The 24,915-nt window shown below is 31.4% G+C and carries 12 protein-coding genes; 11 read left to right on the top strand and 1 reads right to left on the bottom strand.

What is annotated here, in order from left to right; genetic code table 11:
* Nucleotides 1-135: 135 nt before the first annotated feature.
* From J3U36_RS04830 to J3U36_RS04805, 6 genes are all read left to right on the top strand, one after another.
* The gene (locus J3U36_RS04830) at nucleotides 136-3,150 is read left to right on the top strand and encodes a filamentous hemagglutinin N-terminal domain-containing protein (protein WP_267377878.1); all 3,015 of its coding nucleotides are present in this window, start codon (nucleotides 136-138) and stop codon (nucleotides 3,148-3,150) included.
* Nucleotides 3,151-4,159: 1,009 nt separating this feature from the next.
* Complete coding sequence (locus J3U36_RS04825) at nucleotides 4,160-6,949, top strand: filamentous hemagglutinin N-terminal domain-containing protein (RefSeq protein ID WP_267377880.1); 2,790 nt, start codon at nucleotides 4,160-4,162, stop codon at nucleotides 6,947-6,949.
* Nucleotides 6,950-7,683: 734 nt separating this feature from the next.
* The gene (locus J3U36_RS04820) at nucleotides 7,684-10,518 is read left to right on the top strand and encodes a filamentous hemagglutinin N-terminal domain-containing protein (RefSeq protein WP_267377882.1); all 2,835 of its coding nucleotides are present in this window, start codon (nucleotides 7,684-7,686) and stop codon (nucleotides 10,516-10,518) included.
* Between the two features lie 513 nt (nucleotides 10,519-11,031).
* The gene (locus tag J3U36_RS04815; RefSeq protein ID WP_267377884.1) at nucleotides 11,032-13,617 is read left to right on the top strand and encodes a filamentous hemagglutinin N-terminal domain-containing protein; all 2,586 of its coding nucleotides are present in this window, start codon (nucleotides 11,032-11,034) and stop codon (nucleotides 13,615-13,617) included.
* A 707-nt stretch (nucleotides 13,618-14,324) separates the two neighbouring features.
* On the top strand, nucleotides 14,325-17,255 hold the full coding sequence (locus J3U36_RS04810) for a filamentous hemagglutinin N-terminal domain-containing protein (protein ID WP_267377886.1): 2,931 nt from the start codon (nucleotides 14,325-14,327) through the stop codon (nucleotides 17,253-17,255).
* Nucleotides 17,256-17,587: 332 nt separating this feature from the next.
* The gene (locus J3U36_RS04805; protein WP_267377888.1) at nucleotides 17,588-20,224 is read left to right on the top strand and encodes a filamentous hemagglutinin N-terminal domain-containing protein; all 2,637 of its coding nucleotides are present in this window, start codon (nucleotides 17,588-17,590) and stop codon (nucleotides 20,222-20,224) included.
* A gap of 142 nt (nucleotides 20,225-20,366) precedes the next feature.
* Here the strand turns inward: J3U36_RS04805 and J3U36_RS04800 are convergent, their stop codons facing one another.
* Nucleotides 20,367-20,966 (bottom strand): CHAP domain-containing protein, encoded by a 600-nt coding sequence (locus J3U36_RS04800; RefSeq protein WP_267377890.1) that lies wholly within the window; start codon nucleotides 20,964-20,966, stop codon nucleotides 20,367-20,369.
* Nucleotides 20,967-21,128: 162 nt separating this feature from the next.
* On the opposite strand from J3U36_RS04800, the gene yccX reads away from it, so the two are divergent.
* The 5 genes from yccX to J3U36_RS04775 all read left to right on the top strand — a co-directional run bounded on the left by yccX (nucleotide 21,129) and on the right by J3U36_RS04775 (nucleotide 24,778).
* Nucleotides 21,129-21,407 (top strand): acylphosphatase, encoded by a 279-nt coding sequence (gene yccX, locus J3U36_RS04795; protein WP_267359064.1) that lies wholly within the window; start codon nucleotides 21,129-21,131, stop codon nucleotides 21,405-21,407.
* A gap of 101 nt (nucleotides 21,408-21,508) precedes the next feature.
* Nucleotides 21,509-22,072: an LPS export ABC transporter periplasmic protein LptC gene (gene lptC / locus J3U36_RS04790; protein WP_065559062.1), complete on the top strand. Its 564-nt coding sequence runs from the start codon at nucleotides 21,509-21,511 to the stop codon at nucleotides 22,070-22,072.
* A gap of 3 nt (nucleotides 22,073-22,075) precedes the next feature.
* Entirely contained in the window at nucleotides 22,076-22,636 is a 561-nt protein-coding gene (gene lptA / locus J3U36_RS04785; protein WP_065559063.1) for a lipopolysaccharide transport periplasmic protein LptA, read from the top strand.
* A 1-nt stretch (nucleotide 22,637) separates the two neighbouring features.
* The gene (lptB, locus tag J3U36_RS04780; RefSeq protein WP_065559064.1) at nucleotides 22,638-23,363 is read left to right on the top strand and encodes an LPS export ABC transporter ATP-binding protein; all 726 of its coding nucleotides are present in this window, start codon (nucleotides 22,638-22,640) and stop codon (nucleotides 23,361-23,363) included.
* Nucleotides 23,363-24,778 carry an RNA polymerase factor sigma-54 gene (locus J3U36_RS04775; protein ID WP_411596973.1) on the top strand — a complete coding sequence of 472 codons (1,416 nt, stop codon included), beginning with the start codon at nucleotides 23,363-23,365 and terminating at the stop codon, nucleotides 24,776-24,778. Before lptB ends, J3U36_RS04775 begins: the two co-directional genes overlap by 1 nt.
* Nucleotides 24,779-24,915: the final 137 nt, after the last annotated feature.

Genomic DNA, 24,915 nt, shown 5'->3' with positions numbered 1-24,915 from the left:
CATTTTGTAAAACAGTAATCTTAATTTATGCCTTGATAATAGAATAAATTGATTTTTATAAAATGACTGGTTTTTAAGAAAATTCCGATTCTTTTTGAGTAAAAAAGAGTAGATCTATGAAAGGTGAGACATACTATGAATAAAAATTTTTATCGCATTGTTTTTAATAAAACTCGTGGATTGTTCGTTGTGGTATCTGAAATTGTAAAATCACATCAGGCGATATCACGTTGCAGCCGAAAAGCTAAAAAAACGGATATTAAACAGAATTCAAATAACGATACAAAATATTGCACATTAAAACCACTTGCATTTTTATCCTATATTGCATTAGGTATGGTAAGTATTGTTGGTACAACTTATGCAAAAGGTATTGTGGTTGATCCCTTAGCCAATCAAAATCAACGTCCTGTCGTTAAGGAATTACAAAATGGTACAACACAAATCAATATTGTTGCACCGAGTAGAAACGGTGTGTCTCATAATAAATATACTCAATTTGATGTGTCAAAAAAGGGTGTGATTCTTAATAATGCTACTGGTGGCACGAATACACAACTAGCAGGAAATATCAATGGTAATCCACTATTACAAAACAGCGCAAAAGTCATTTTAAATGAAGTTAATTCTAACAATATCAGCCAATTAAATGGTTATATTGAAGTCGCCGGACAAAAAGCACAGGTGATAATCGCTAATCCAGCTGGGATTACCTGTGATAATTGTGGCTTTATCAATGCAGATAGAGCCACGTTAACAACCGGTAAACCGATTGTAACAAATGGTAACCTAGAAGGCTATTTGGTCGAAAAAGGTCATATTCAAATTACAGGTAATGGTCTAAATGATACCGGACAAGATTATAGTGATCTGATCGCTCGAAGTGTCAATATCAATGCTAAATTATGGGCAAATAAAGAAATCAATGTCATAACGGGTAAAGCAAAAGTTAGCGCGGATTTAAAACATATTGATACACAAGGTTTTGATAATCACGTTGGACAACCCGAGTTTGGCATAGATGTCTCAAGATTAGGGGGCATGTATGCGGATAAAATTAGAATGGTTGGGACAGAACATGGCGTTGGTGTACGAAATAATGGGACGTTATTGGCAAATGCAGGAACATTAACTGTAACCAACGATGGCAAAGTAATTAATGCTGGTTATATCAGTTCAGCGCAAAACCTTGAATTCAAAACGACTTATGGTGGAATTGAAAACCATTCAACAATTGAAAGTTCAAAAAACATTGTATTATCCAGTAAAGCAGAAATAAAAAATGTTGATAGATTAAATGCGCAAGGTGATATCACGCTTAATGCAGAAAGTTGGGTTGGTAACCAAGGATTAATATCTTCGGGTAAACAGATTACAACAACGAGTAAAGAGTTTGATAATAGTTATTCAGCAAATATAAAAGCGCAAAATCTAAAAATTAATGCGAATATGGCAAAAAATACAGGCAATATTAACGTAAATGACACAATTAATCTGCTCGCAAATCAGTTTGAAAATAATAAAAAATTAGCTGCTAAAAAAGAAGTCACTATAAACAGTAGAAAATTCAAAAATGATTGGAAAGGCAAAATTGAATCAAATAATATCAAAATTTTTGGTGACGAATTTGTCAATTATGGTCAACTTGTTGCCGACAATAGATTAACTATGAATGTTAAAAGTATCACGAATCTTAATGAATTAGTGGGAAGAAACGAAATCAGGATTAATAGTATAGAATTTTCTAACAAAAAAGACGGAATAATAAACGCTTATGATGCGGAAGTTATAACACAAAATTTCGATTCTGATGGTACAATTTTAACTGGCGCATTGGATATATCTGCTGAAATAAACTATAACAATGGCATCAATGGCAAAATAATAGCTGATTATTTCAAGTTAATAAATCCACATAAAAGTGTTAACGAAGGTCTTATCGATGTAGGCTATTTTTATGAAGTGGGTAGTGACTTTATTAATACCGCTTTTGGCAAAATAAAAGTCGGTGAATTATATGCCAATAATGATTATTTTGAAAATAAAGGTTCGGTATACTCATCCAGTAAAATAATCGTTGAAAGTAATGATTTTTACAATAATGGTCAATTTGATGCAATAAAAACTCTAAAAGTAAATCAGAATAAGAATTTTAAAAATGATTGGCAAGGAACAATCAACGCTAATTTAATTGATTTCGACCAACAGATCGTCAATGAAAGTTTTTCTAACTTTGGTTCGATACAGTCAAAAGATCAAATTAAAATTAAATCTAAGGATTTTTATAACCAAGGGAAGATATTGGCGAAACATGAATTAAGCATTCAGAGTGACAAAATAAAAAATGAGATGAATGCTTCAATAAGCGCTGACAAAATTGATCTATCCGGTACAACATTAGAAAATAAAGGTTTGATAACTGCTCAAGATTCCCTAAAAATCGATGTTAAACAGTTATATAACAAATTTAAGTTATTATCTGATGAAAATTTAGATATTAATACCTCATATTTTTCAAATGAAGGAAATGAAAGTCTTGTTAAAGCTGATTTAGTGACAATATTTGCTAATAAACTGGACAATCATAGTACCTTTAATGCGACTAATGATCTACAAATCATTGTTAACAACATCTACAATCAAGGTCGGTTCACATCTAATAATCATATTGGTATATATAGTGCAGACTTTAAAAATGATTGGGCAGGTCATGTTGATGCCGATAAACTGGATATCGCCGGTGGAAAAATGAACAACATGAACGAAATAAAAGCTAATCGATATATAACTATCAACGTTAATGATTTCTACAATAACAAGACTTTATTTACATTTGGAGATCTAGAAATAGGCGGCACCAATTTTAAAAATGATTGGTATGGTTTGATTAAAGCTGAAAACCTAGATATTCTTTCGACTCAGTTATCGAATTATGGAAAATTTGAAACAAGTAATTTAATGAATATTGTGACAAAGAATTTTTATAATTACGGACGAGTTGATTCTGATATGCACATCTGGTTATATGCTGATTATTTTAGAAATGATTGGAAAGCTGTGATGAATGCAAAATACATTAAAACGAAAGTGAATCACATTGAGAATTATGGATTAATAACAGGAATTATAAATGATGAAAATCAACTATAACTTATGGATTGCTAATGTTTTTTAACTTGAACAGTTGTTTATAACTTAAGATTCTGGTTTTCTATGTATAAAAAATTAGAAAACCAGGGTCTATTTTTCGAAATTTAAATAATCATATACTGAAAATAGAAACCGATTTAACCTGCTCTTTAATGTTAGCTATCTTAAAAAAATTGTGACCAAATGGAATTCTTCTTTTCTCTAACATTGCTGTTTTTAGATGCTGTTCATATAAATTTTTACCCCTAAAACCACCACTATTCTTTAAAAAGCAATAAATGTCGAAAAAACGTAGTAAAGTAAAAATAATGGTTAATTAGAAACTAATTTTTTCATCTTATTAAAAAAATAAACATTAAAATCGCAAAACATTGATATAAAAATTTACTAAAGTTAAATTTTTTTGATTTAAATTAAAATTGAATTAAATTCTTTCAATAATATATAAAATAATTTAATAAAGTCTTTGACCGAACCTCAAATAAATGTTTATATAGTACACTTTATTTATCCAATGAATGCCTTGTGGTATAGGCACAATTTCACATCAATCAATAAAAGACACACCATTGTGAAATCAATCAGTTCCAGTATTATTTGTTTTTTTGATATTTATTAGTCATGTTAAATAAGATTAACTTACATTTATATATCAAATAAAAACAATATTTAACCAATAGCTATTTGTTAATAAGATCCAATGAGTGATTTGAAATACTGTTCTTTTTACGTCAATTTTTAAATATTGAGTCAGTGGTCAAACTATTCATGTTAACGACATAAAATTGATGATAATCAAAACTAATTAATCTTCTGTTGGTTAATAGAAAATCCCCATAAATACCCGAATGACAGAATTTGTATATTTTTTTCAAGTTGTAGTAACCCATTAATATCTTTGCTTGTTAATAAAAGGATATTAATTTTTTTTATAAATTTAATTAATTTTTAATAACTTAATATGCTTTTGTTTTCATACATCAGCATTAGATACAAGGTGAAAAATACTATGAATAAAAATTTTTATCGCATCGTTTTTAATAAAGTTCGTGGATTATTTGTTGTGGTTTCTGAAATAGTTAAATCTCATCAAGTCATGGCTAGTCATAATCAAACCACAAAAAAAATGGAAGGGTATTATAAGCAAAAAGATCAATCCTGTACGTTAAAACCCTTAGTATTTTTATCCTATATCGCATTAGGTATGGTTAGTATTGTTGAATCTAGTTACGCAAATAATATCGCTGTTGATCAAAATGCCAGCCAAGAACAACGTCCAACCGTTCAAGGTTTACCAAACGGTGTAACACAAATTGATATCGCAGCACCAAGCAATAATGGCGTATCCCATAATAAATATACCCAATTTGACGTATCAAAAAATGGTGTCATTTTAAATAACTCTCGTGATGATAGCCAAACACAATTAGCTGGTAATATTAATGGTAATGCATCACTACAAAATAGCGCCAAGGTAATATTAAACGAAGTGAATTCGCAAAATATCAGCCAATTAAATGGTTATATCGAGGTGGCTGGACAAAAAGCCCAAGTGATTATCGCTAATCCGGCCGGCATAACCTGTAATGGTTGTGGTTTTATTAATGCAGACCGGGCAACCTTAACCACCGGTAAACCGATAATGAATGATGGAAAATTGATTGGTTATCAAGTGGAAAAAGGTGAGATAGCCATTACAGGGGATGGGTTAAAAAATTCAGGGCAAGATTATACCGATTTAATTGCACGCAGTGTAAATGTCAATGCCAAGTTATGGGCTAATAAAGAAATCAATATTGTGACAGGTCAAGTGATTGTGGGGGCAGATCTGAAAAGTATTGAAAAAGTCGCCTCAACCACCAATACTGAACAACCTGAATTTGCACTGGATGTATCAGCGTTAGGTGGAATGTATGCCGGAAAAATTAAGATGGTCGGTACTGAAGCAGGGGTAGGTGTTCGTAATAATGGGGTACTTATGGCCAGTGCAGGAACAATAGATATATTAGCAAATGGCAAAATTTTAAATACCGTAAGTGGTAACCTTAACGCTTTAGAAGACATTTCATTAAACAGTGAACAATTAGAAAATCATGGCACAATTGCCAGTCAAAAAAATGTCGAACTGGTGGGAAAAACAGAGATAAAAAATTATGGTACTGTTGAAGCAAAAGAAGATATCAATCTAAAAGCATTTAAATTGGTTGCCAACGAAAATAAATTATCAGCAGGAAATACTCTTAATTCAGAAAGTAATGAATTTCTTAGTACATGGACTGGGAAAGTGAGTGCCAATACAATTAGCTTATTGGCAAAACACACTAAAAACGTAGGTAAAATCAATGCGGCTGAAAAAATGAACATTCGTGGATCATATGCTGAGAATGCTGGTGATATAACTGCGGGAGAATTTCTTGCGATATTCACTGATCAAATCAAAAATGATTGGTTTGGCGTGATTCAGTCAAAACATATTGAACTTGTAGGAAAAAATCTAGAAAATTATAAAGAAATTAACGCAACTGACAACTTGATCATTGACGTTGTAGATATAAATAATATTAATACGTTAACCTCAGATAATAAATTAATGCTAGCAGGTCAGAACATTCAAAATCATTCAACAGGTCAGATTCGATCGCAAAAAGAATTATCCATAAAGTCCAAAATGTTATCCAATAACGGTGTGTTAGCATCAATAGAAAATATGAATGTTATTAGTGATGATGTCTTTAATCATTGGAATGGTACAATGCAATCGAAAATCGTTGATTTAAAAGGCAATAACTTTAGAAATTATGGTGCTGTTAATGGTGTACAATCCATCGATATCGCCGTAAAAGGAATACTTTATAATCAAGGAATTTTATCATCAATTTCACCCGAACCTTCACCACATTCTGAAAGTTCAGAAACACCAAGTTTCAAAATTAATCTATCTTTTGATTCATTTAAAAATGATTGGAACGGTAAAGTTAATGCTGATCAAATAAATCTTGTGAACATTAAAACCAACAATGATCAAGTTAACGAAACGGGTGAATTTATTAATTATAACGAAATGAATGCCAATGACTTACTCAATATTGATGTTAAGAATGTTTACAATCAAGGTAAATTATTGGCAAAAAATGATTTATCTATAACGAGTGACAACTTCAAAAATGATTGGAAAGGCGAAGTACAAGCTAATAATATTACGTTGCTAGGTGCAAAATTTGACAATTACAATCAAGTTTTTGCTAATTCTGAGCTGAATGTCAATGTCGAAAACGCTTACAATCAAGCTAAGCTCTTAACTGAAGGCAAGTTATTAATTAATAGCAATAATTTCAAAAATGATTGGCTTGGTGAAATAAATTCAAATAACATTGAAATCACAGGTAATAGATTTGATAACCGTAATAAATTAATAGCGAATGATACAATGAATATTAACCTGAATGATTTTAATAACAATGGTGAATTATTGGCTAACCAACAAGTAAAAGTAGTCAGTCACAACCTAAAAAATGATTGGTTTGGTTCAATTAAAGCTGAAAATATTGATCTGAATGTTATAACAAATATGGAAAACTTTGGTGAGGTTGAAGCTGGTGATCAGTTAACTATTAATTCTAATTATACATACAACCAAGGCAATGTGATTTCGAAAAGAGAGATTAAATTAGCGGGTAATCATTTTCTCAATGATTGGCATGGTGTGATTAATGCTGAAATTATTACTGACAATTTATCTGATAAAATCGTTAATCGTGGTCTAATTAATGGAAAGTCCACTAATGCAAAAGATGAATAGATTAATTTGATCAATTAATTCTGTTTTGTTGTAAAGATGAGATCCTAGTTTACTGAAATATATCATCAATAGGTAAGCTAGGATCTTAAAAATTAATTTTTTCAATCTTTGTCAACTTATGAGCTTTCTACTCATTCACTTTAATCCCCAAAAAACATAAAAATTTCTATAACTTACCTAATTAATATCAATAAAATTACTGGTAATAGAAATATCTAGACCGAATAAAATTAAAACATCATCAAGTGCCCAAATATTAAAACCGATTTGATCACACCAACTATCTGCTTAATAGAAATACTTTTTTAACAAAACAGAAAATAAATTAAGTGATAAATTAATAAATTAGAAAAATCTTGTTATCAAAAGTCTTAGCTAACCCTAAAAATTGTTTGGATTAACAAAGAAATGTAAATTACGGATGCACAAATAAAACTTTGACTAAATATAAATTTAATGTTTATTATACATGAATCAAATTATCTAAATGATGTTAATTTGGTGTGTCTGTTTCTTTCTGTTCTACCAAGGATGATGGTTAATTAGTGGATAACTAGCTAATGTTAACGTAATTTATCATCCTATCGATTTCCTTTTGTTGCATCAAATTCAAAATATTATTTGTATTGCCGTATTTAACTATTTTTGTAGATTTATTGAAATAATCATTTGTTTAATATGATGATTTTATTTTTTACGTTTTAACAAAATAATAGGTGAAAGGTGTAAATACTATGAATAAGAATTTTTATCGCATTATTTTCAATAAAGTCCGTGGATTGTTTGTTGTGGTATCTGAAATGACTAAATCGCATCAAGTCGTAACCAATAATGCTAAACAAATCAAAACAGTTCATGTTAACCCTAATCCAATCCAGCATGTTCAGTTTTGCAGATTAAAACCTTTAGTCTTTATGTCATATATTGCATTGGGTTTGGTTAGTGTGGTTAATGTCAGTTATGCCAATAATATCGTTGTCGATCCAACGGCTAACCAAGCACAACGCCCTAATGTGCACAACTTGCAAAATGGCGTAACACAAATTGATATTGCAGCGCCAAGTAATAGCGGTGTCTCTCACAACAAATATAACCAATTTGATGTATCCAAAAATGGTGTCATACTCAATAATGCGACAGGAAGAACTAATACCCAATTAGCTGGCGACATTAATGGTAATAGATTATTACAAAATCGTGCAAAAGTGATTTTAAATGAAGTTAACTCTCCAAATATTAGTCAGTTAAATGGTTATGTTGAAGTTGCAGGTCAAAAAGCGCAGGTCATTATCGCCAATCCTGCCGGTATAACTTGTAATGGTTGCGGTTTTATTAATGCTGATAGAGTCACGTTAACGACGGGTAAACCCATTATGGATAATGGTAAATTGCAAAGTTACCAAGTTGATGGCGGACGTATTGAAATTAATGGCTATGGTTTAAAAAACTCAGGTCAAGACTACACCGATTTAATTGCACGTAGTGTCAATGTTAATGCGGAATTATGGGCAAATAATGAAATTAATGTTATCACAGGACAAGCTAAAGTAAGTGCTGATTTGAATACCATTGAAAAGCAAGGATTTAATAATCAAGTTGATCAGCCTGAGTTTGGATTGGACGTTTCTGCGCTAGGCGGAATGTATGCAGGTAAAATTAAAATGGTCGGTACCGAAAATGGTGTAGGGGTACGAAATGAAGGAAAACTGATGGCGAGTGCCGGTTCATTGAATCTTTCTGCTGATGGCAAAATTATTAATAAAGGAACGATGCAATCCTCTGAAGGAACTGTCTTAAAAAGTCAATCTGAAATTAAAAATTTAGGCACAATCACAGCCAAAAATGACCTTAAACTTCAATCCCATACGTTAATTACCAATGAAGGAAAACTGTCTGCAAAAAATTCTCTTTCAACAACCAGTGATGAGTTTATTAGTATTTGGTCAGGGGATGTAAAAGCGAATAACATTGTGATTAATGCTAAGCAAGCTAAAAATGTGGGTAAAATGAAAGCCTATGAAACTGTCACCATTAATGCTTCAACTGCAGAAAATAATGGGAACTTAACGGCAGGAAAACAAATTACCTTAACAAGCGACAATATCAAAAATGATTGGCAAGGGATTATTAACGCTAAAAATATTAACTTGAATGGGAAAAATTTTGAAAATTATGGCGAAGTTAATTCTGCTGAAAACTTAGTGATATCGATAGAAAATATAAATAATATCAATAAATTACTATCAGATGAGCAATTATTGTTAAAAGGAACCAACATTACAAATAGTGATACAGGATTGATCAAAGCTGAGGACAAAGTTTCAATAGTTGCAAATAACATCATCAATGATGGCACAATCAATAGTGACTCAGTATTTTTAGGGGAAGGAGAGGTTGGGAAAGTTGTGAATACTTGGCGAGCAAAAATCAATGCTAAGCAATTATTTGATATTCATGCTAATCAATTTGAGAATTCTGGACAGATAAATGCGGATAATGGATCAATGGAATTACAAGATTATATGTATAACCAAGGTCAAATTACGCTAAATAACAATTTGAATTTATACATTAAAGATTTTAAAAATGATTGGAATGGCAAATTAGCCAGTAATTATATGCATATCAACAAAACGAAATCGGATGCTACTATCACTAATTATGGCGTCATCAATGCTGATAATTTAAATATTTTGAATAATAATGTTTATAATTATGGTCAACTTTTAGTTAATCATACTTTATCTGTAGTAAACAATGCATTTGTAAATAGTTGGCAAGGTATTATCAAATCTGATGAGGTGGATATAAATACGCGTAATTTTGAAAATCATAATGAACTCAAGGCGGGTCAATTACTGTCAGTTAATGGGGGTAACCAGTTTTATAATCAAGGAAAATTATTTGCCAATAAACAAATCATTTTAAAAGGCAATGAAGTTAAAAATGACTGGAAAGGTGAAATCAAAGCCGATTTAATTACAATGGATACCAATAAGTTGGATAATTATAATGAAATTAGTGCATTAAATTCATCGGTGATCAAAGTGAAAGACGGCTATAACCAAGGGAAGATTTTTGCATCCGATAAATTGGCAATAAAAACTGATAACTTTAAAAATGATTGGAAAGGCGAAATCAATGCTAACCAAATCGAAATCAAAGGCGGAAATTTTGATAACCGAAATTTTGCAAAAGCCAATGATGATTTCAAATTAAACGTAAGTAGTTTATACAATAATGGTCAGTTACTGGCTAAAAATAAAATACAGTTACACGGTAGAAATTTTCATAATGATTGGTTTGGTTGGATAGCATCAGACACTATTGATTTAGATATTGACTATAATTTTAATAATTATGGAACGCTATCTGTCAATAAATCAATTAGTATACTCGCTAACCTCATCTATAACGAAGGAAAAATAACTTCAGATGATTATATTAAGTTAACAGCTAGGACATTGACCAACGACAGCCATGGAATAATTAATGCAAAATATATTGAATCTAAAATAGCCTATATTAACAACATTGGCGTGATCAATGGTATTTTCGTTAATCAATAAAATGCATGACAGTAAGCTTTAATTGATAAAATTACTCACCTGGTTTACCAAACGTTATTTCTCGTTTGCTAAATCAGGTTGTTAAGATTCTATTATGTTAAATGTTATCTACATTTATCTCTCACCTTTAATCATTATCAAAAAAAGATATCAATACAAGTCTTCGTTTTTAACCATTTTGAAATTTGAAAATAAAATTTTGCTTACAATTCATTAGGTAAAATTCTTTGACTAAATGAAAATTTAAAGTTTAATATATAAACATTAAGTTATCTAAACAATATAAAAATTTTATTTGCACCGTTAGCTTAATAAAAGTCATTAAGTGTTCTGTAAGTCATTTGCGTGCTTTTTAAAGCATTAATCATAACGCAGCCGTTTTAGTTGAATTCGTATTAAATTTTTTAATAGTCTTATCTGATTCTGAAGTCATTTTAGAAAATTTGCTGTCCATAATTTAATATTAATATGATTTATTACGGCTATTAACAAAAAGATGAAAGGTAAAATATTATGAATAAACGTTTTTATCGTATTGTTTTTAATCGGATTCGTGGATTATTTGTTGTTGTGTCTGATATTGCACAATCACATCACGTTGTGGTTAGTAAAGGTCAGCAAGGCAAGCGTATTCACGTCAACAATAACTCGATCGATAATCCCCGATCTTATTTATTAAAGCCGTTAGTTTTTTTATCCTATGTTGCGTTAGGACTGGTCAGTATGACTGGCGTCAGTTACGCAAATAATATCGTTGTCGATCAAAGTGCCAATCAAGCGCAACGCCCAACGATTCAAGGTTTACCAAACGGTGTAACGCAAATTGATATCACAGCACCAAACAATGATGGCGTATCCCATAATAAATATACCCAATTTGACGTATCAAAAAATGGTGTCATTTTAAATAATTCTTCAAACGGTAGTAAAACGCAATTAGCCGGTAATATCAATGGTAATGCATCACTACAAAATAGCGCCAAGGTAATATTGAACGAAGTAAATTCGCAAAATATCAGTCAATTAAATGGTTATATCGAGGTGGCCGGTCAAAAAGCCCAAGTAGTTATCGCCAATCCGGCAGGCATAACCTGTAACGGTTGTGGTTTTATTAATGCAGACAGGGCAACTTTAACCACCGGTAAACCGCTAGTGGAAAATGGAAAATTGGCGGGTTATCACGTGGAACAGGGTCAAATAGCCATAACAGGGGATGGATTAAAAAATTCAGGGCAAGATTATACCGATTTAATTGCACGTAGTGTAAAGGTTAATGCGGAATTGTGGGCGAATAAAGAAATCATTATTCTGACAGGTCAAAACAAAGTGAGTGCAGATCTGGCAACAATTAAAAATGTGGTATCAGACACGAATACTGTAAAACCTGAGTTTGCTCTAGATGTATCAGCGTTAGGCGGAATGTATGCCGGAAAAATTCAGATGGTGGGTACTGACGCAGGGGTAGGTGTTCGTAATAATGGGACACTCATGGCAAGTGCGGGAATGTTGAATCTATTGGTTAGTGGTAAAATTTTAAATAATGTGGGGGGTAATATTAAGGCAACACAAGATATCTTGCTAGACAGTCAACAATTAGAAAATCATGGCACAATTGCCAGTCAAAAAAATGTCGACGTGTTGGGTAGAACAGAGATAAAAAATTATGGGATTATTGAAGCGAAAGAAGATATCAAAATCAAAACTAATACATTGATTGCCAACGAAAATAGATTGTCTGCAGGCAATAATCTTAGCGCAGAAAGTGAGGGCTTTCTTAGTACATGGACAGGGAATGTGAGCGCCAACACAATTGTATTAAAATCAGGGCACACTAAAAATGTGGGCAAAATGAATGCGGTTGAAAAGGTGGAAATTAAAGCATCATATGCCGAAAATGCGGGTGATTTATCAGCAGGAGAAAGCGTTACTGTATCGAGTGATAAAATCAAAAATGATTGGTTTGGTGTAATTCAGTCGAAAAATATTACCTTAGAAGGGAAAGATTTTGAGAATTATAGCGAAGTAAATGCCAAGGCTAAATTAAGCATTGTTGCTGATGTTATGAACGTAAATAAACTAACATCTGGAAAGGAAATATCGGTCGTTAGTGAAAAAAATATTATCAATAAAGATACAGGTTTAATTCAAGCTGGAGAAGTTGTTTCATTATCTGGAACAAATATAGTTAATGAAGGTAATATTAAAAGTTCATTTGTAGTTTTAAGTGCCGGACATGTTGGAACCGTGGTTAATACTTGGCGTGGAAAAATAGAAGCCGATAAAGCTGTTTCCATAACGATGAAACATTTTGATAATTGGGGATTGGTAAGTGGTGATGCTGGAGATATTGAATCGATGGGAAAAGTGTATAATCAAGGTCAAATTGCGATAAAATCAAATTTACATTTTAACTATCATGAATTTAAAAATGATTGGAACGGTAAACTATCTTCCAATTACGCTATGATTGAGCCTAGTTCTGTTAATTTTGATAATGATATTACCAACTATGGTCTAATAGAGGTTGGTTCGATGAATGTGATTACTAATAATTTATATAATTATGGGAAAATTTTAGCGACTTATTTTTATTTATCAGGCAGTAATTTTGTAAATAATTGGCAAAGCCTAATAAAGGCTAATGAAATATTTACTCAGTTTGAAAATTTTAGAAATTACAATGAAATCACTGCTGCTAAAAAGTTAACGATTAAAGTTACAGATGGCTATAACCAAGGAAAAATTCATTCATCAAAAGAATTAGATATAGTCAGTAACAACTTTAAAAATGATTGGCAAGGTGAAATCAGTGCCAACACGATTAAAATAGAAGGACAAATAAATGAAGAAGGAATAATTGAAGGACGATTTGATAATCGAAAATCAATCCGTGCTAATGATACATTGAAGATTAACGTAACAGAGTTTTACAATAATGGAGAGTTATTTGCCCAAAATAAAATAGACGGTGTCAGTAAACATTTCAAAAATGATTGGTTTGGCGTTATCGATACTAATCTTCTTGTATTAAAAGTTGAAAATGGGATAGAAAATTTTGGACAGATAAATGCAAAAGAATTACAAGAAATCAGTGATTAGTATTTATCCAACATTTAAAAGTTTTAATCATGATAAATAAAATTTTATCTCGGTAAAATATCATATTGGTTTATCAGTTGTGTTTAAATGACTGATAAGCCAATAATGCCACATTTCGTTCCTTTGATAATCCTTTCTTTCAATTTCCTTCCCTTTGTTGACAGATTATTTTGCAATAACATTTTGTTTTTTTTATCGATAATTTTGTGCTAAAGATTTATTAACAACATTGATCATTTAACTGTTCAAAAAACATCAATGATTTGTTAATCGGATTAATAATGCATCTGATTTGACATGAACTCCTTAATACGTGGACTATCAAACCAAATATTAAGATTTTATTGTGTGGCATAAACTTCAAAAGAATTAAAGTCTAACTTAGTTAAACTCGAAAATTGACAAAAAAATAAATAAAATCTTTGACTAAATATAAAGTTAAAGTTTATTATAAAAAAATTAAGTTATCTAAATCATATAAAATTTTCCGTTGCTATTTGCCTGTTTATTTTAGGGGCAATCAAATTGTGGTAATGGTTCCAAATATATAAATCTTATCGTTGTCATTTTTAGTTGTATCAATTTCAATAATTATTTGTTTGGTTAATTATAAAAAAATATGGATTTATTGAGCATGACCCATTGTTTAATAGATAAATATGATTTGTCTTAGCATGTTAGAAAATAGATGAAAGGTGAGAAATACTATGAACAAGAATTTTTTTCGTATTGTTTTTAATAAGACTCGTGGATTGTATGTTGTGGTATCCGAAATGGTTAGTTCCCATCAAGTCATGACAAGTCATAATCAGACTACAAAAAAAATTGAAGTGATTTCTAAACATAAAAATCAATCCTTTATGTTAAAACCCTTAGTATTTTTATCCTATATCGCTTTAGGTATGGTTGGCATTGTTGAATCTAGTTACGCAAATAATATCGTTGTCGATCAAAATGCCAATCAAGCGCAACGTCCAGCCATTCAAGGCTTACCAAACGGCGTAACACAAATTGATATCGCAACGCCAACAAAAGGGGGCGTTTCACATAATAAATATACGCAATTTGATGTTTCAAAAAATGGCGTCATTTTAAATAACTCTCGTGACGGTAGTAAAACACAATTAGCCGGTGATATTAATGGTAATGCATCACTGCAAAATAGCGCCAAAGTCATACTAAACGAAGTGAATTCGCAAAATATCAGCCAATTAAATGGTTATATCGAGGTGGCCGGTCAAAAAGCCCAAGTGATCATCGCCAATCCGGCCGGTATAACCTGTAATGGTTGTGGTTTTATTAATGCAGATAGGGCAACCTTGACGACCGGTAAACCATTAATGAAAGATGGACAATTGATTGGTTATCATATTGAAAAAGGGCAAATAGCCATTACAGGGGATGGATTAAAAAATTCAGGGCAAGATTACACCGATTTAATCGCACGTAGTGTGAATGTCAATGCCAAGTTATGGGCAAATAAAGAAATCACTATTGTGACCGGTCAAGGCAAAGTGAAAGCAGATCTGACAAAGATTGAAAAAATTGTATCAGACACCAATACTGCACAACCAGAATTTGCGCTGGATGTTTCAGCGTTAGGTGGAATGTATGCTGGAAAAATTAAGATGATAGGTACCGAAACAGGGGTAGGTGTACGTAATAATGGAATACTTATGGCTAATGCGGGGACGTTAAATTTATCGGTGGATGGTAAAATTTTAAATAATGTCGGTGGTAATCTTAAAGCAACAAAAGACATCTTATTAAACAGTCAACAAATAGAAAATCATGGCACAATTGCCGCTCAAAAAAATGTCAGTTTAATGGCAAAAACAGAAGTAAAAAATTATGGAACCGTTGAAGCGAAAGAAGATATCAATCTAAAAGCATCTAAATTGGTTGCGAATGAGGGTAAATTGTCAGCAGGAAAAAATATTACTTCATTTAGTCAAGAATTTATTAGTACATGGACAGGTAATATAAATGCTGTAGCTATTACAATAACAGCCAAACGTACCAAAAATATTGGAAGATTAAGAGCACAAATGATAAAAATTTCTGCTAATTATACTGAAAATGCGGGAAATGTATCAACCACCGATAAAATTAGTGTATCGGGTGATAATATAAAAAATGATTGGGAAGGGAAAATTGAATCAGCAGATGTAGATTTAGAGGGTAAAAACGTTGAAAATTACGGTGAAGTTGAAGCTAAGGATAAATTAAACATAGTTGCAGATGACGTGACAAATGAGAACAAATTAACCTCAGAAAAAGATTTAATCGTACATAGTGATAATATCACCAATAAGGATAAAGGCTCAATTCAAGCTGGAGAAAATGTTTCATTAGAAGGAAATAATATCGTTAATGAAGGTGAAGTAAAATCACCAACGGTAAACTTAGGAAACACATCTGAATCGAAAATAACCAATACATCGCAAGGTAAAATCATTGCAGAGGATCGAATCAATGTAAACGGTATGCAATTTGATAACCATGGTTGGATTACCGGTAATTGGGCTAATATAAGATTAACTAACGGAATGTACAATAATGGTAATATCGCATTTAAAGATAAGATGGAATTAAATATCAAAAACTTAAAAAATGATTGGCAAGGTATTTTAAAAAGTTCAAAAATACGTATCAAAAATGATGACTTAGGGACAGATTTAACTAACTTTGGTGTTATTGATGCAGATAACATGAATTTACAACTTGAAGAAGTATCCAACTTTGGTCAATTGTTAGCAAAGGAGTCGCTATCTTTAAACGCCAGCAAATTGGAAAATGGTAGGGAAGGCATCATAAAATCGAATAAAGTTAAATTATCTTCATCAAAAATCTATAATTACAATCAAATTATTGCTAAAGAACAACTTGAAATCAATTCTACTGAAATATTATATAATCAAGGAAAATTATTGGCTCAGGATAAAATAGCAATATCCAGTAATTATTTTAAAAATGATTGGTTAGGAGAGGTGAATGCCGATGAAATAAGTCTAAATGGTATTACTGTTAATGATTTGGTTTCATTTGAAGATAGTAGGTTTGATAACTACAATAAAGTTACTGCCAATAAAAATTTAAAACTTGATACAGCTGATATTTATAATCAAGCGAAATTAATAGCTGTTGAGCGATTAACGACTAAAAGCACTAATTTTAAAAACGATTGGCAAGCGGAAATCAGCGCTAATAAAATTGAAATAAACAGTGAAAATTTTGACAATCGAAAAATCGTAAACGCAAAGGATAAACTCGTTATTAAAGCTGGACAAATTTATAATAATGGCGAGATATTTGCCAAAAATGAGATATATACAGAAACTAAGCAATTTAAGAATGATTGGTTAGGAATTATCAAAACTAATAATATCAATGTAGCAGGTGGAAATAATATCAACAATTTAGGTACAATTAATGTTGATAAATTAGATAACACTCAACATAATCAGCGATATAAAATCGAAAATTCGGCTTCAGAGATATTTTTCACTTTAGATAATAATACTTTTTCCAATGACAAACAAAATACAATAAAAACGGAAACTATCATATCTAATATTACGGATATGATTATTTTCCATATAATGCATCGCGATTATAACAATCAGAAAAATCAATAAAATCTTATCTTTATACTAAGGTTTGATGAGGTATCCTATTGTTATTATTCAATAAAAAAATCGATATCACAGGGAATTTATCATAATTCCCTCAATGAGTTGTAATTAACTTAAATTGTTTCGCTGATCCTCCTTATCTAATTTAAATGTTCTTGATGTAACATTAGACTAAAAAAATTAATAGATCTTATTGATGATATTAATAAACGATAAAAATTCTTAAGTTTTAATTACTGTGTCAAATTTTTCCAATATTCACTGAACTTTTATTTATCTAAAAATTAGCTGTATATAACTTAATGCATTAACAATTGATGAAAGGTGGAAATAATATGAATAGAAATTTATATCGAATTATTTTTAATAAAGCTCGAAATGTATTTATTGTTGTATCCGAACTGGTTAAATCGCATCAAATGGTGGCAAGTAATAAAAATAAAGTTGGAATAATTTATCAAAAACACGGTTCAATTTACCCAGCAAAACCCTTCAAAATAAAACCTTTAATATTTATATCGTATATCGCATTGGGAATGGTTAGTCTGATTGATAGCTGTTATGCTACCAATATTGTCGCAGACAAAACAGCCGATCGTAGTCAACGCCCCGATATTTATCAACATTCTGACGGCATCAAAATAATTAATATTACTAATCCATCGAGTAGTGGGGTTTCACATAATAAATATACTCAATTTGATGTATCCAAAAAAGGAGTGATATTAAATAATGGAACAGATCGATATGCAACGCAATTAGTGGAGTTTGTTAACGGTAATATATCACTCACACAAAGCGCTAAAGTCATTTTGAATGAAGTCAATTCACCTAATATTAGTCAGTTGAATGGATACATTGAAGTGGCCGGTCCAAAAGCACAAGTGATCATTGCCAACCCAGCGGGTATAACCTGTAATGGATGTGGTTTTATCAATGCTGACCGAGCAACTTTAACAACCGGTAAACCGCTAGTAGAAAACGGAAAATTGACTGGGTATCAAGTTGAACGTGGACATATTTATGTTACGGGTCAAGGCTTAAAAAATACCGGGCAAGATTATACGGATATCATTGCTCGAAGTGTGAAAATTAATGCTGAATTATGGGCTAATAAAGAAATTAATGTGATAGCAGGTCAAAATAATGTCGGTACAGATTTAAGCTTTACTGAGAATAAAAAAGATGAAATCTATCAAGATAGATTTAATTATGGTATTGATGTATCTGCTTTAGGTGGCATGTACGCAGGTAAAATTACATTGAGTGCAAATGAACAAGGTGTCGGTGTGCGTAATTCAGGAACGTTGGGCGTAAGTGCTGGAGACCTTAACATCAATGCCAATGGTATCATTATTAATAACAATTATATGATGGCAAAGGACTCAATCAATTTTAATAGTTCTGAAATAAGAAACAATACGACTATAGAAAGTGGAAAAAATCTTAATATACAAAGTCAATATGTAGAAAATTTCGGTAAGATTTCCGCTGGAGAACAATTTACTGCTGATAGCGGTTATATATTAAATACAAATGATATCAAATCAAAAAATGTTCAACTTAAAGCTCAATATGTTAAAAATTATGGTGTTATTGAAGCAAGTAATGATATAACTATGAAAGCTAACAACACGTATAATGCAAACAAAATATTGGCGGAAAATAATATTGCCCTATCTGGTTACACTATTTTTAACGACAAACAAAGTTTGATTCAATCACAGAACCAAAACATCCAACTAAATTCTAGTATTTTTGAAAATCAAGGCACGATAAAATCATATCATCTTTATGTAAATAGTGATGACTTTATAAATAACAGCACTGGAAATATTGAAATTGGTAAATATATTAATATAAAGGGGTCGTCATTTAAAAATTATGGTTTAGTTAAGTCTTCAGTTGATTTAGATAGTTCGGTAATTCATTTGAATAACTATGGAAAACTTTTATCCGATCGCATTAATATAAACGCTTTTTACTTTATAAATGCAGGGAAAGGTGAGTTAACAGCTAATTCAATATCTTTAACTGGTTCAAATTTAGAAAACTACAATGTAATATATGGAGGTGAAAATTTATCTATTTCTGAAAAAGAATATCTTTACAATCAAGGAGAACTGAATTCAAAAGGGGATCTGTCCATTTACGGCAAAATTTTCAAAAATGACTGGAATGGTAGGATTACTTCTTACAATATATCACTATCAAGTGAAAAACTTGAAAATCATAATTTAATTGAAGGGTATAATAACTTAACAATTAACGCTACTGATTTATATAACCAAGGCGAATTATCATCTTTTAAATCAGCGTTGATAAGTCAAGGCTATTTCAAAAATGATTGGAATGGATTCGTTAAAGGTAGCAATATCACGATTACTGGAAAAAATTTTGAAAACCATAACCAAGTTACTGCAGAAAAGTTATTAAGTATAGATTCAACAAAAGTTTATAATCAAGGAACATTAGCTTCTGAACAAACCTTAAATACCAATTCAGATTATTTAATAAATGATTGGAAAGGTCAAATGCAAGGATATGATATCAATATTTCAGGAGAAAAGTTTGAAAATAATAATATTGTTGATGTATACAAAACAATGTCTATAAAATCTAAGGATGTTTATAATCAAGGAAAACTTATTTCTGAACATACGATAGATTTAACACCAACTAAACTGTTCAATGATTGGAACGGTGTAATTATTGCTGGATTAGGATTATCAATATCAGGTAACGAATTTGAAAATCACAATCTAGTTAGATCTAACACTGTACAGAAAATTGATGTTGATAAAGTTTATAATCAAGGTCAACTAATTGGGGATAAAGAGCTTTATATAAAAGCAAAAAAAGTTAATAATGATTGGCACGGTAAAATTTATGGTATTAATATTTATGTTGATGTTCCTGAACTAATCAATAATGGATTGATTATTGGAGATATCAAAAGTAAAGAGTTATAAGTAAATTATTGAACTGCTTTTTTACAAGAAACAATAACGATCCTAGTTTATTGATGGAAAAAACTGGGATCGTAATTAACTATTTATATAAATTATAAATAGTTTTTAAATTTATATTCTCTTAATAATGATTAATTTAACATTAATTTTTACGCAGATAGCCTAAAACCCGAAATGAATCAATCTTCCATAGACCGTCTTTATAAATTAAAGGAATCGTTTCACGAGAGCTAGCATTAGGACCAGGGTTTTGCTGGACAATTTCTATCTCATTATCGCTGACTTTACTGATAATAGCGACATGACCATATCTGCTCCATCCCATGACAATGATATCCTCAACTTGAGGTTTTGACCCTAAACCATTGTGATATTGCAGTAGATTACGTTTGGGATTGATTTTTCCGTCGGCGATAGAATCATCAAAAAAATCTTTCGCATGACCATAACTATCTGGCATCTTATGATCAAAGCGCTCATAGTAATAACGCTTAATAAATTCGACGCATTGGTATTTCAAACCGAGATTATATCCATCTTTAGACGTATTGCGTCCACTCACATTACCTACATGACCATTATAGTAAACTTTGACACCATTAAATTCATCGACAACAACGCCTACTTTATCTGTATCAACCAGAAAATACGCATAAATTTGTTGACAAAAAAGGTAGCTACTTAATGACAAAATCAACATAATTAAAAACAAACTTTTTTTATATTTGAAGAGTCGTTTCATTGTTATTCCTTATTTAATCATTTGAGTATTTAGGTTTTGTTTTTTATTCATCATAGCTTTTTATCAATAAAAGTAAAATATATAAAATATGAATATATTGATTCAAATATCAATATAACTTCATTATTATGGACTAAGAAAATAGTCGTATAAGGTTGTGACATGATAAGACTAATTAAAATTATAGTAAGTGGTTCGGTGCAAGGTGTCGGTTTTCGTTTTTTTACTTATCAACAAGCAGTAAAAATAGGCTTAGTGGGTTATGTTAAGAATTTAGAAAATGGTGCCGTTGAAATAATTGCACAAGGTAATAATCAACAGATTTCACAGCTAATACTGTGGTTTGAGCATGGTGGACCGCGATCTGCTCGCATTACCCAAATTAATATGAGTGAATTACCACTCCAAGAAAATTTAACTTCTTTTAATGTCAGATATTAATTTAATGAAAAATGCAGTAAAATATCTTAAATTTCTGGCTTAATTAAATAATATTTTTTCCTAACTTGTGATTAACTTTATGAGCGTAATTGACTTCTGTTATGAATAAAAAAAACTTAATCTGTATTTTACTTCTCATTATTGTGATTGGCGTTTACTATAATTATCAGAAAGATAATGATGTTGTCACTCAACCTATTACAGATTTATCTAATACGCCTATTTATCAAAGTGATGAAATGATAACTAAAATTTATGATTTATCAGGAGAAATTATTTATAAAATTGAATCAGCACATGTCCGTTATTTTGATGATACGGATAATACCGAATTTGATTTACCTAATTTTACCCTTTATGATGCCGATCATGTTGCCACTTGGCATATTAAAGCAAAAAAAGCAACCTTGACTGATGATAAATTGATTTATCTTTATCAGGATGTTCAGTTAGATAATCTTGTGCCAGATGCTCAATTGCAACAAGTAAAAACGGATAAAGCGGTGGTTGATTTAAATACACAACATGTCACATCTAAAGACCCTGTAATACTCAAAGGCATTGGATTTTACTCTACAGGCATTGGGTTAGATGGTGATTTACAAGCCAAAACGGCTAATATCCTTGAAAATATAAAAACGTATTATAATACTGAGGCAAAATAAAAAATGAGTTCGCAAAAAAAAGTTATTCTTCCATTATTTTTACTATTATCTGTGTCATTTTGTTGTTTTGCGGATCAATCCAATATTCAAATTTCAAATGAAAATCAAGAACAAACGCCAAAAACAACAATTAACAATAAACCGATTGCTATTGATGCCGATAATCAACAAATTGATATTGAAAAAAATACCATTACTTTTAGTGGTAATGTGAATATTGTTCAAGATGAATTAACTATTATTGCAGATAAAGTTGTTATTACAGATATGCAAGATTCATCAAAACAAAAAATCACTGCTTATGGCAAACCAGTAAAGTTTAAGCAAATCTTACCTGAAAAAAATAAAATTGTAACAGGTCACGCTTCACAAGTAATCTACAGCGTTAAAGACAATAAGGTAACATTGCAAGGTAATGCCCACATGTATCAACAAGATAATCATGTTAGCAGTGAACTCATTACTTATGATGTCAAAAAACAATACATTACTGCACATTCAAATAATAACGCACGAGTTAAGAGCACTATCTTACCTAATCAAGTTAAAGAGATGAATAAATAAAATGTCAATATTAAAGGCAGAAAATTTAGCCAAAGTTTATAAAAAACGGCGCGTTGTGGAAGATGTGAGCTTAACAGTCAATTCGGGCGAAATAGTCGGATTGCTAGGGCCTAATGGCGCAGGTAAAACAACCACATTTTATATGGTCGTTGGTATAGTGGCGTTAGATGCGGGTAAAATCTATCTGGATGACGATGATATTAGTATTTTACCATTACATGAACGTGCTCAAAAAGGAATAGGTTACTTACCTCAAGAAGCCTCAATTTTCAGAAAACTATCTGTTATTGATAATATCATGTCGATTTTAGAAACTCGCCGAGACATAGATAAAAATGAAAAATTAGAAAGAGCAGAAGAACTGCTTGAAGAATTTCATATTACGCATATTCGGGATAGTATTGGTCAATCTTTATCGGGTGGTGAACGGCGACGAGTTGAAATTGCCAGAGCTTTAGCGGCTAATCCAAAATTTATTTTGTTGGATGAACCTTTTGCTGGCGTTGACCCGATTTCAGTAATTGATATTAAAAATATAATAAAACATCTACGTGATCGTGGACTTGGTGTTTTAATCACTGATCACAATGTACGTGAAACTTTAGATGTCTGCGAAAGAGCTTATATCGTCAATAAAGGTCATTTGATTGCCGATGGAACACCAAGTAGTATCTTAAGTAACGAATATGTCAAACGCGTTTACTTAGGAAATGAATTTAGACTATGATAAAACCTAGTTTTCAGCTGAAAGTATCCCAACAATTATCGATGACACCACAATTACAACTTGCTATTCGATTACTTCAGTTGTCAACTTTGGAATTACAACAAGAAATTCAAACCGCACTTGAAAATAATCCTTTATTAGAAATTGCTGAACACTATGACGAAATTAACGTTGACGAAAGTGCGGTGACTGAAAATTTAGATACCCGTGACGCATTAGATAGCCCAGAAATACCTGAGGATATACCATTAGATGCATCCTTAGATGATATTTATTCAGCTGGGACGCCGTCTGGTACTTATTCGGATTATTGTAACGATGAATTACCTATCTATCAGGGTGAAACTCATGAAACGCTATACGATTATTTGAAATGGCAACTTGATCTTACCCCTTTTAGCGAGACTGATCGCGCCATTGCAATTTCAATCATTCAAGCCATTGATGATCGCGGTTATTTAACGGCGACAACTCAAGAACTGCTTGAAGCGCAAGGTAATGCTGAAATAGAGCTTGATGAAATTGAGGCTGTTTTAAAGCGGATTTGGCATTTTGACCCAATTGGCGTGGGAGCCAGAACGCTACAAGAGTGTCTGTCAATTCAAATTCAATATTTAGATGCCCCAAAATTAGTTAAACAGATAATTGATAATCATTTGGAATTATTGGCAAGCCGTGATTATCGAACATTGAAAAAATTACTCAATGTGAGTGAGGAACAACTTAAAGCATCGATTGAATTTATCAAGCATTTACATCCTTATCCTGGTGACCTGCTGAATACGACGCAACCTGATTATGTTGTTCCCGATGTACTAGTTAAAAAAGTGGCTGGTAAATGGCAGGTTGAGTTGAATACTGATACCATACCCAACCTACGCATTAATCAACACTATGCGAAAATGGCAAAATCGGCTAATGATAGCGATAGTCAATATATTCGTGCAAATTTGCAAGAAGCGAATTGGTTTATAAAAAGTATTGAAAGTCGCAATGAAACTTTATTCAAAGTGAGTCAATTTATTGTTGAACATCAACAAGCTTTTTTTGAGCATGGAACAGAGCAGATGAAACCGTTGATTTTATCTGATGTTGCCACGGCAATTGATATGCATGAATCCACTGTTTCGAGAGTAACATCGCAAAAATATTTGCAATGTCCGAGGGGAATATTTGAACTCAAGTTCTTTTTCTCCAGCCATGTTAATACGGAATCAGGTGGTGAAGCCTCATCTACTGCAATTCGAGCTTTAATCAAAAAATATATTTCAGCAGAAGACCGAAAAAAACCGTTAAGTGATAGTAAGTTAGTCTCAATATTTGAAGATCAGGGTATTATTATTGCACGCCGTACCGTCGCCAAATATCGAGAAGCGTTATCTATTCCACCGTCAAATCAACGCAAACAACTTTAGTTATACCGTTAATTTTATTCAATCATCATTTATGGGTGATAACTTTACTGACTGGTGATGAAGCACAATCTATCAACCATTGAAAATGATCGCTAGATTGTTTAATTGAATTCACTCATCTTGATGATTTATTGTCG

Source organism: Gilliamella sp. B3817 (genome assembly GCF_026536705.1).
GTDB lineage: Bacteria > Pseudomonadota > Gammaproteobacteria > Enterobacterales > Orbaceae > Gilliamella > Gilliamella apicola_I.
The sequence above is the reverse complement of the archived record's forward strand: the minus strand, read 5'-3'. Positions and strand labels throughout refer to the sequence as shown.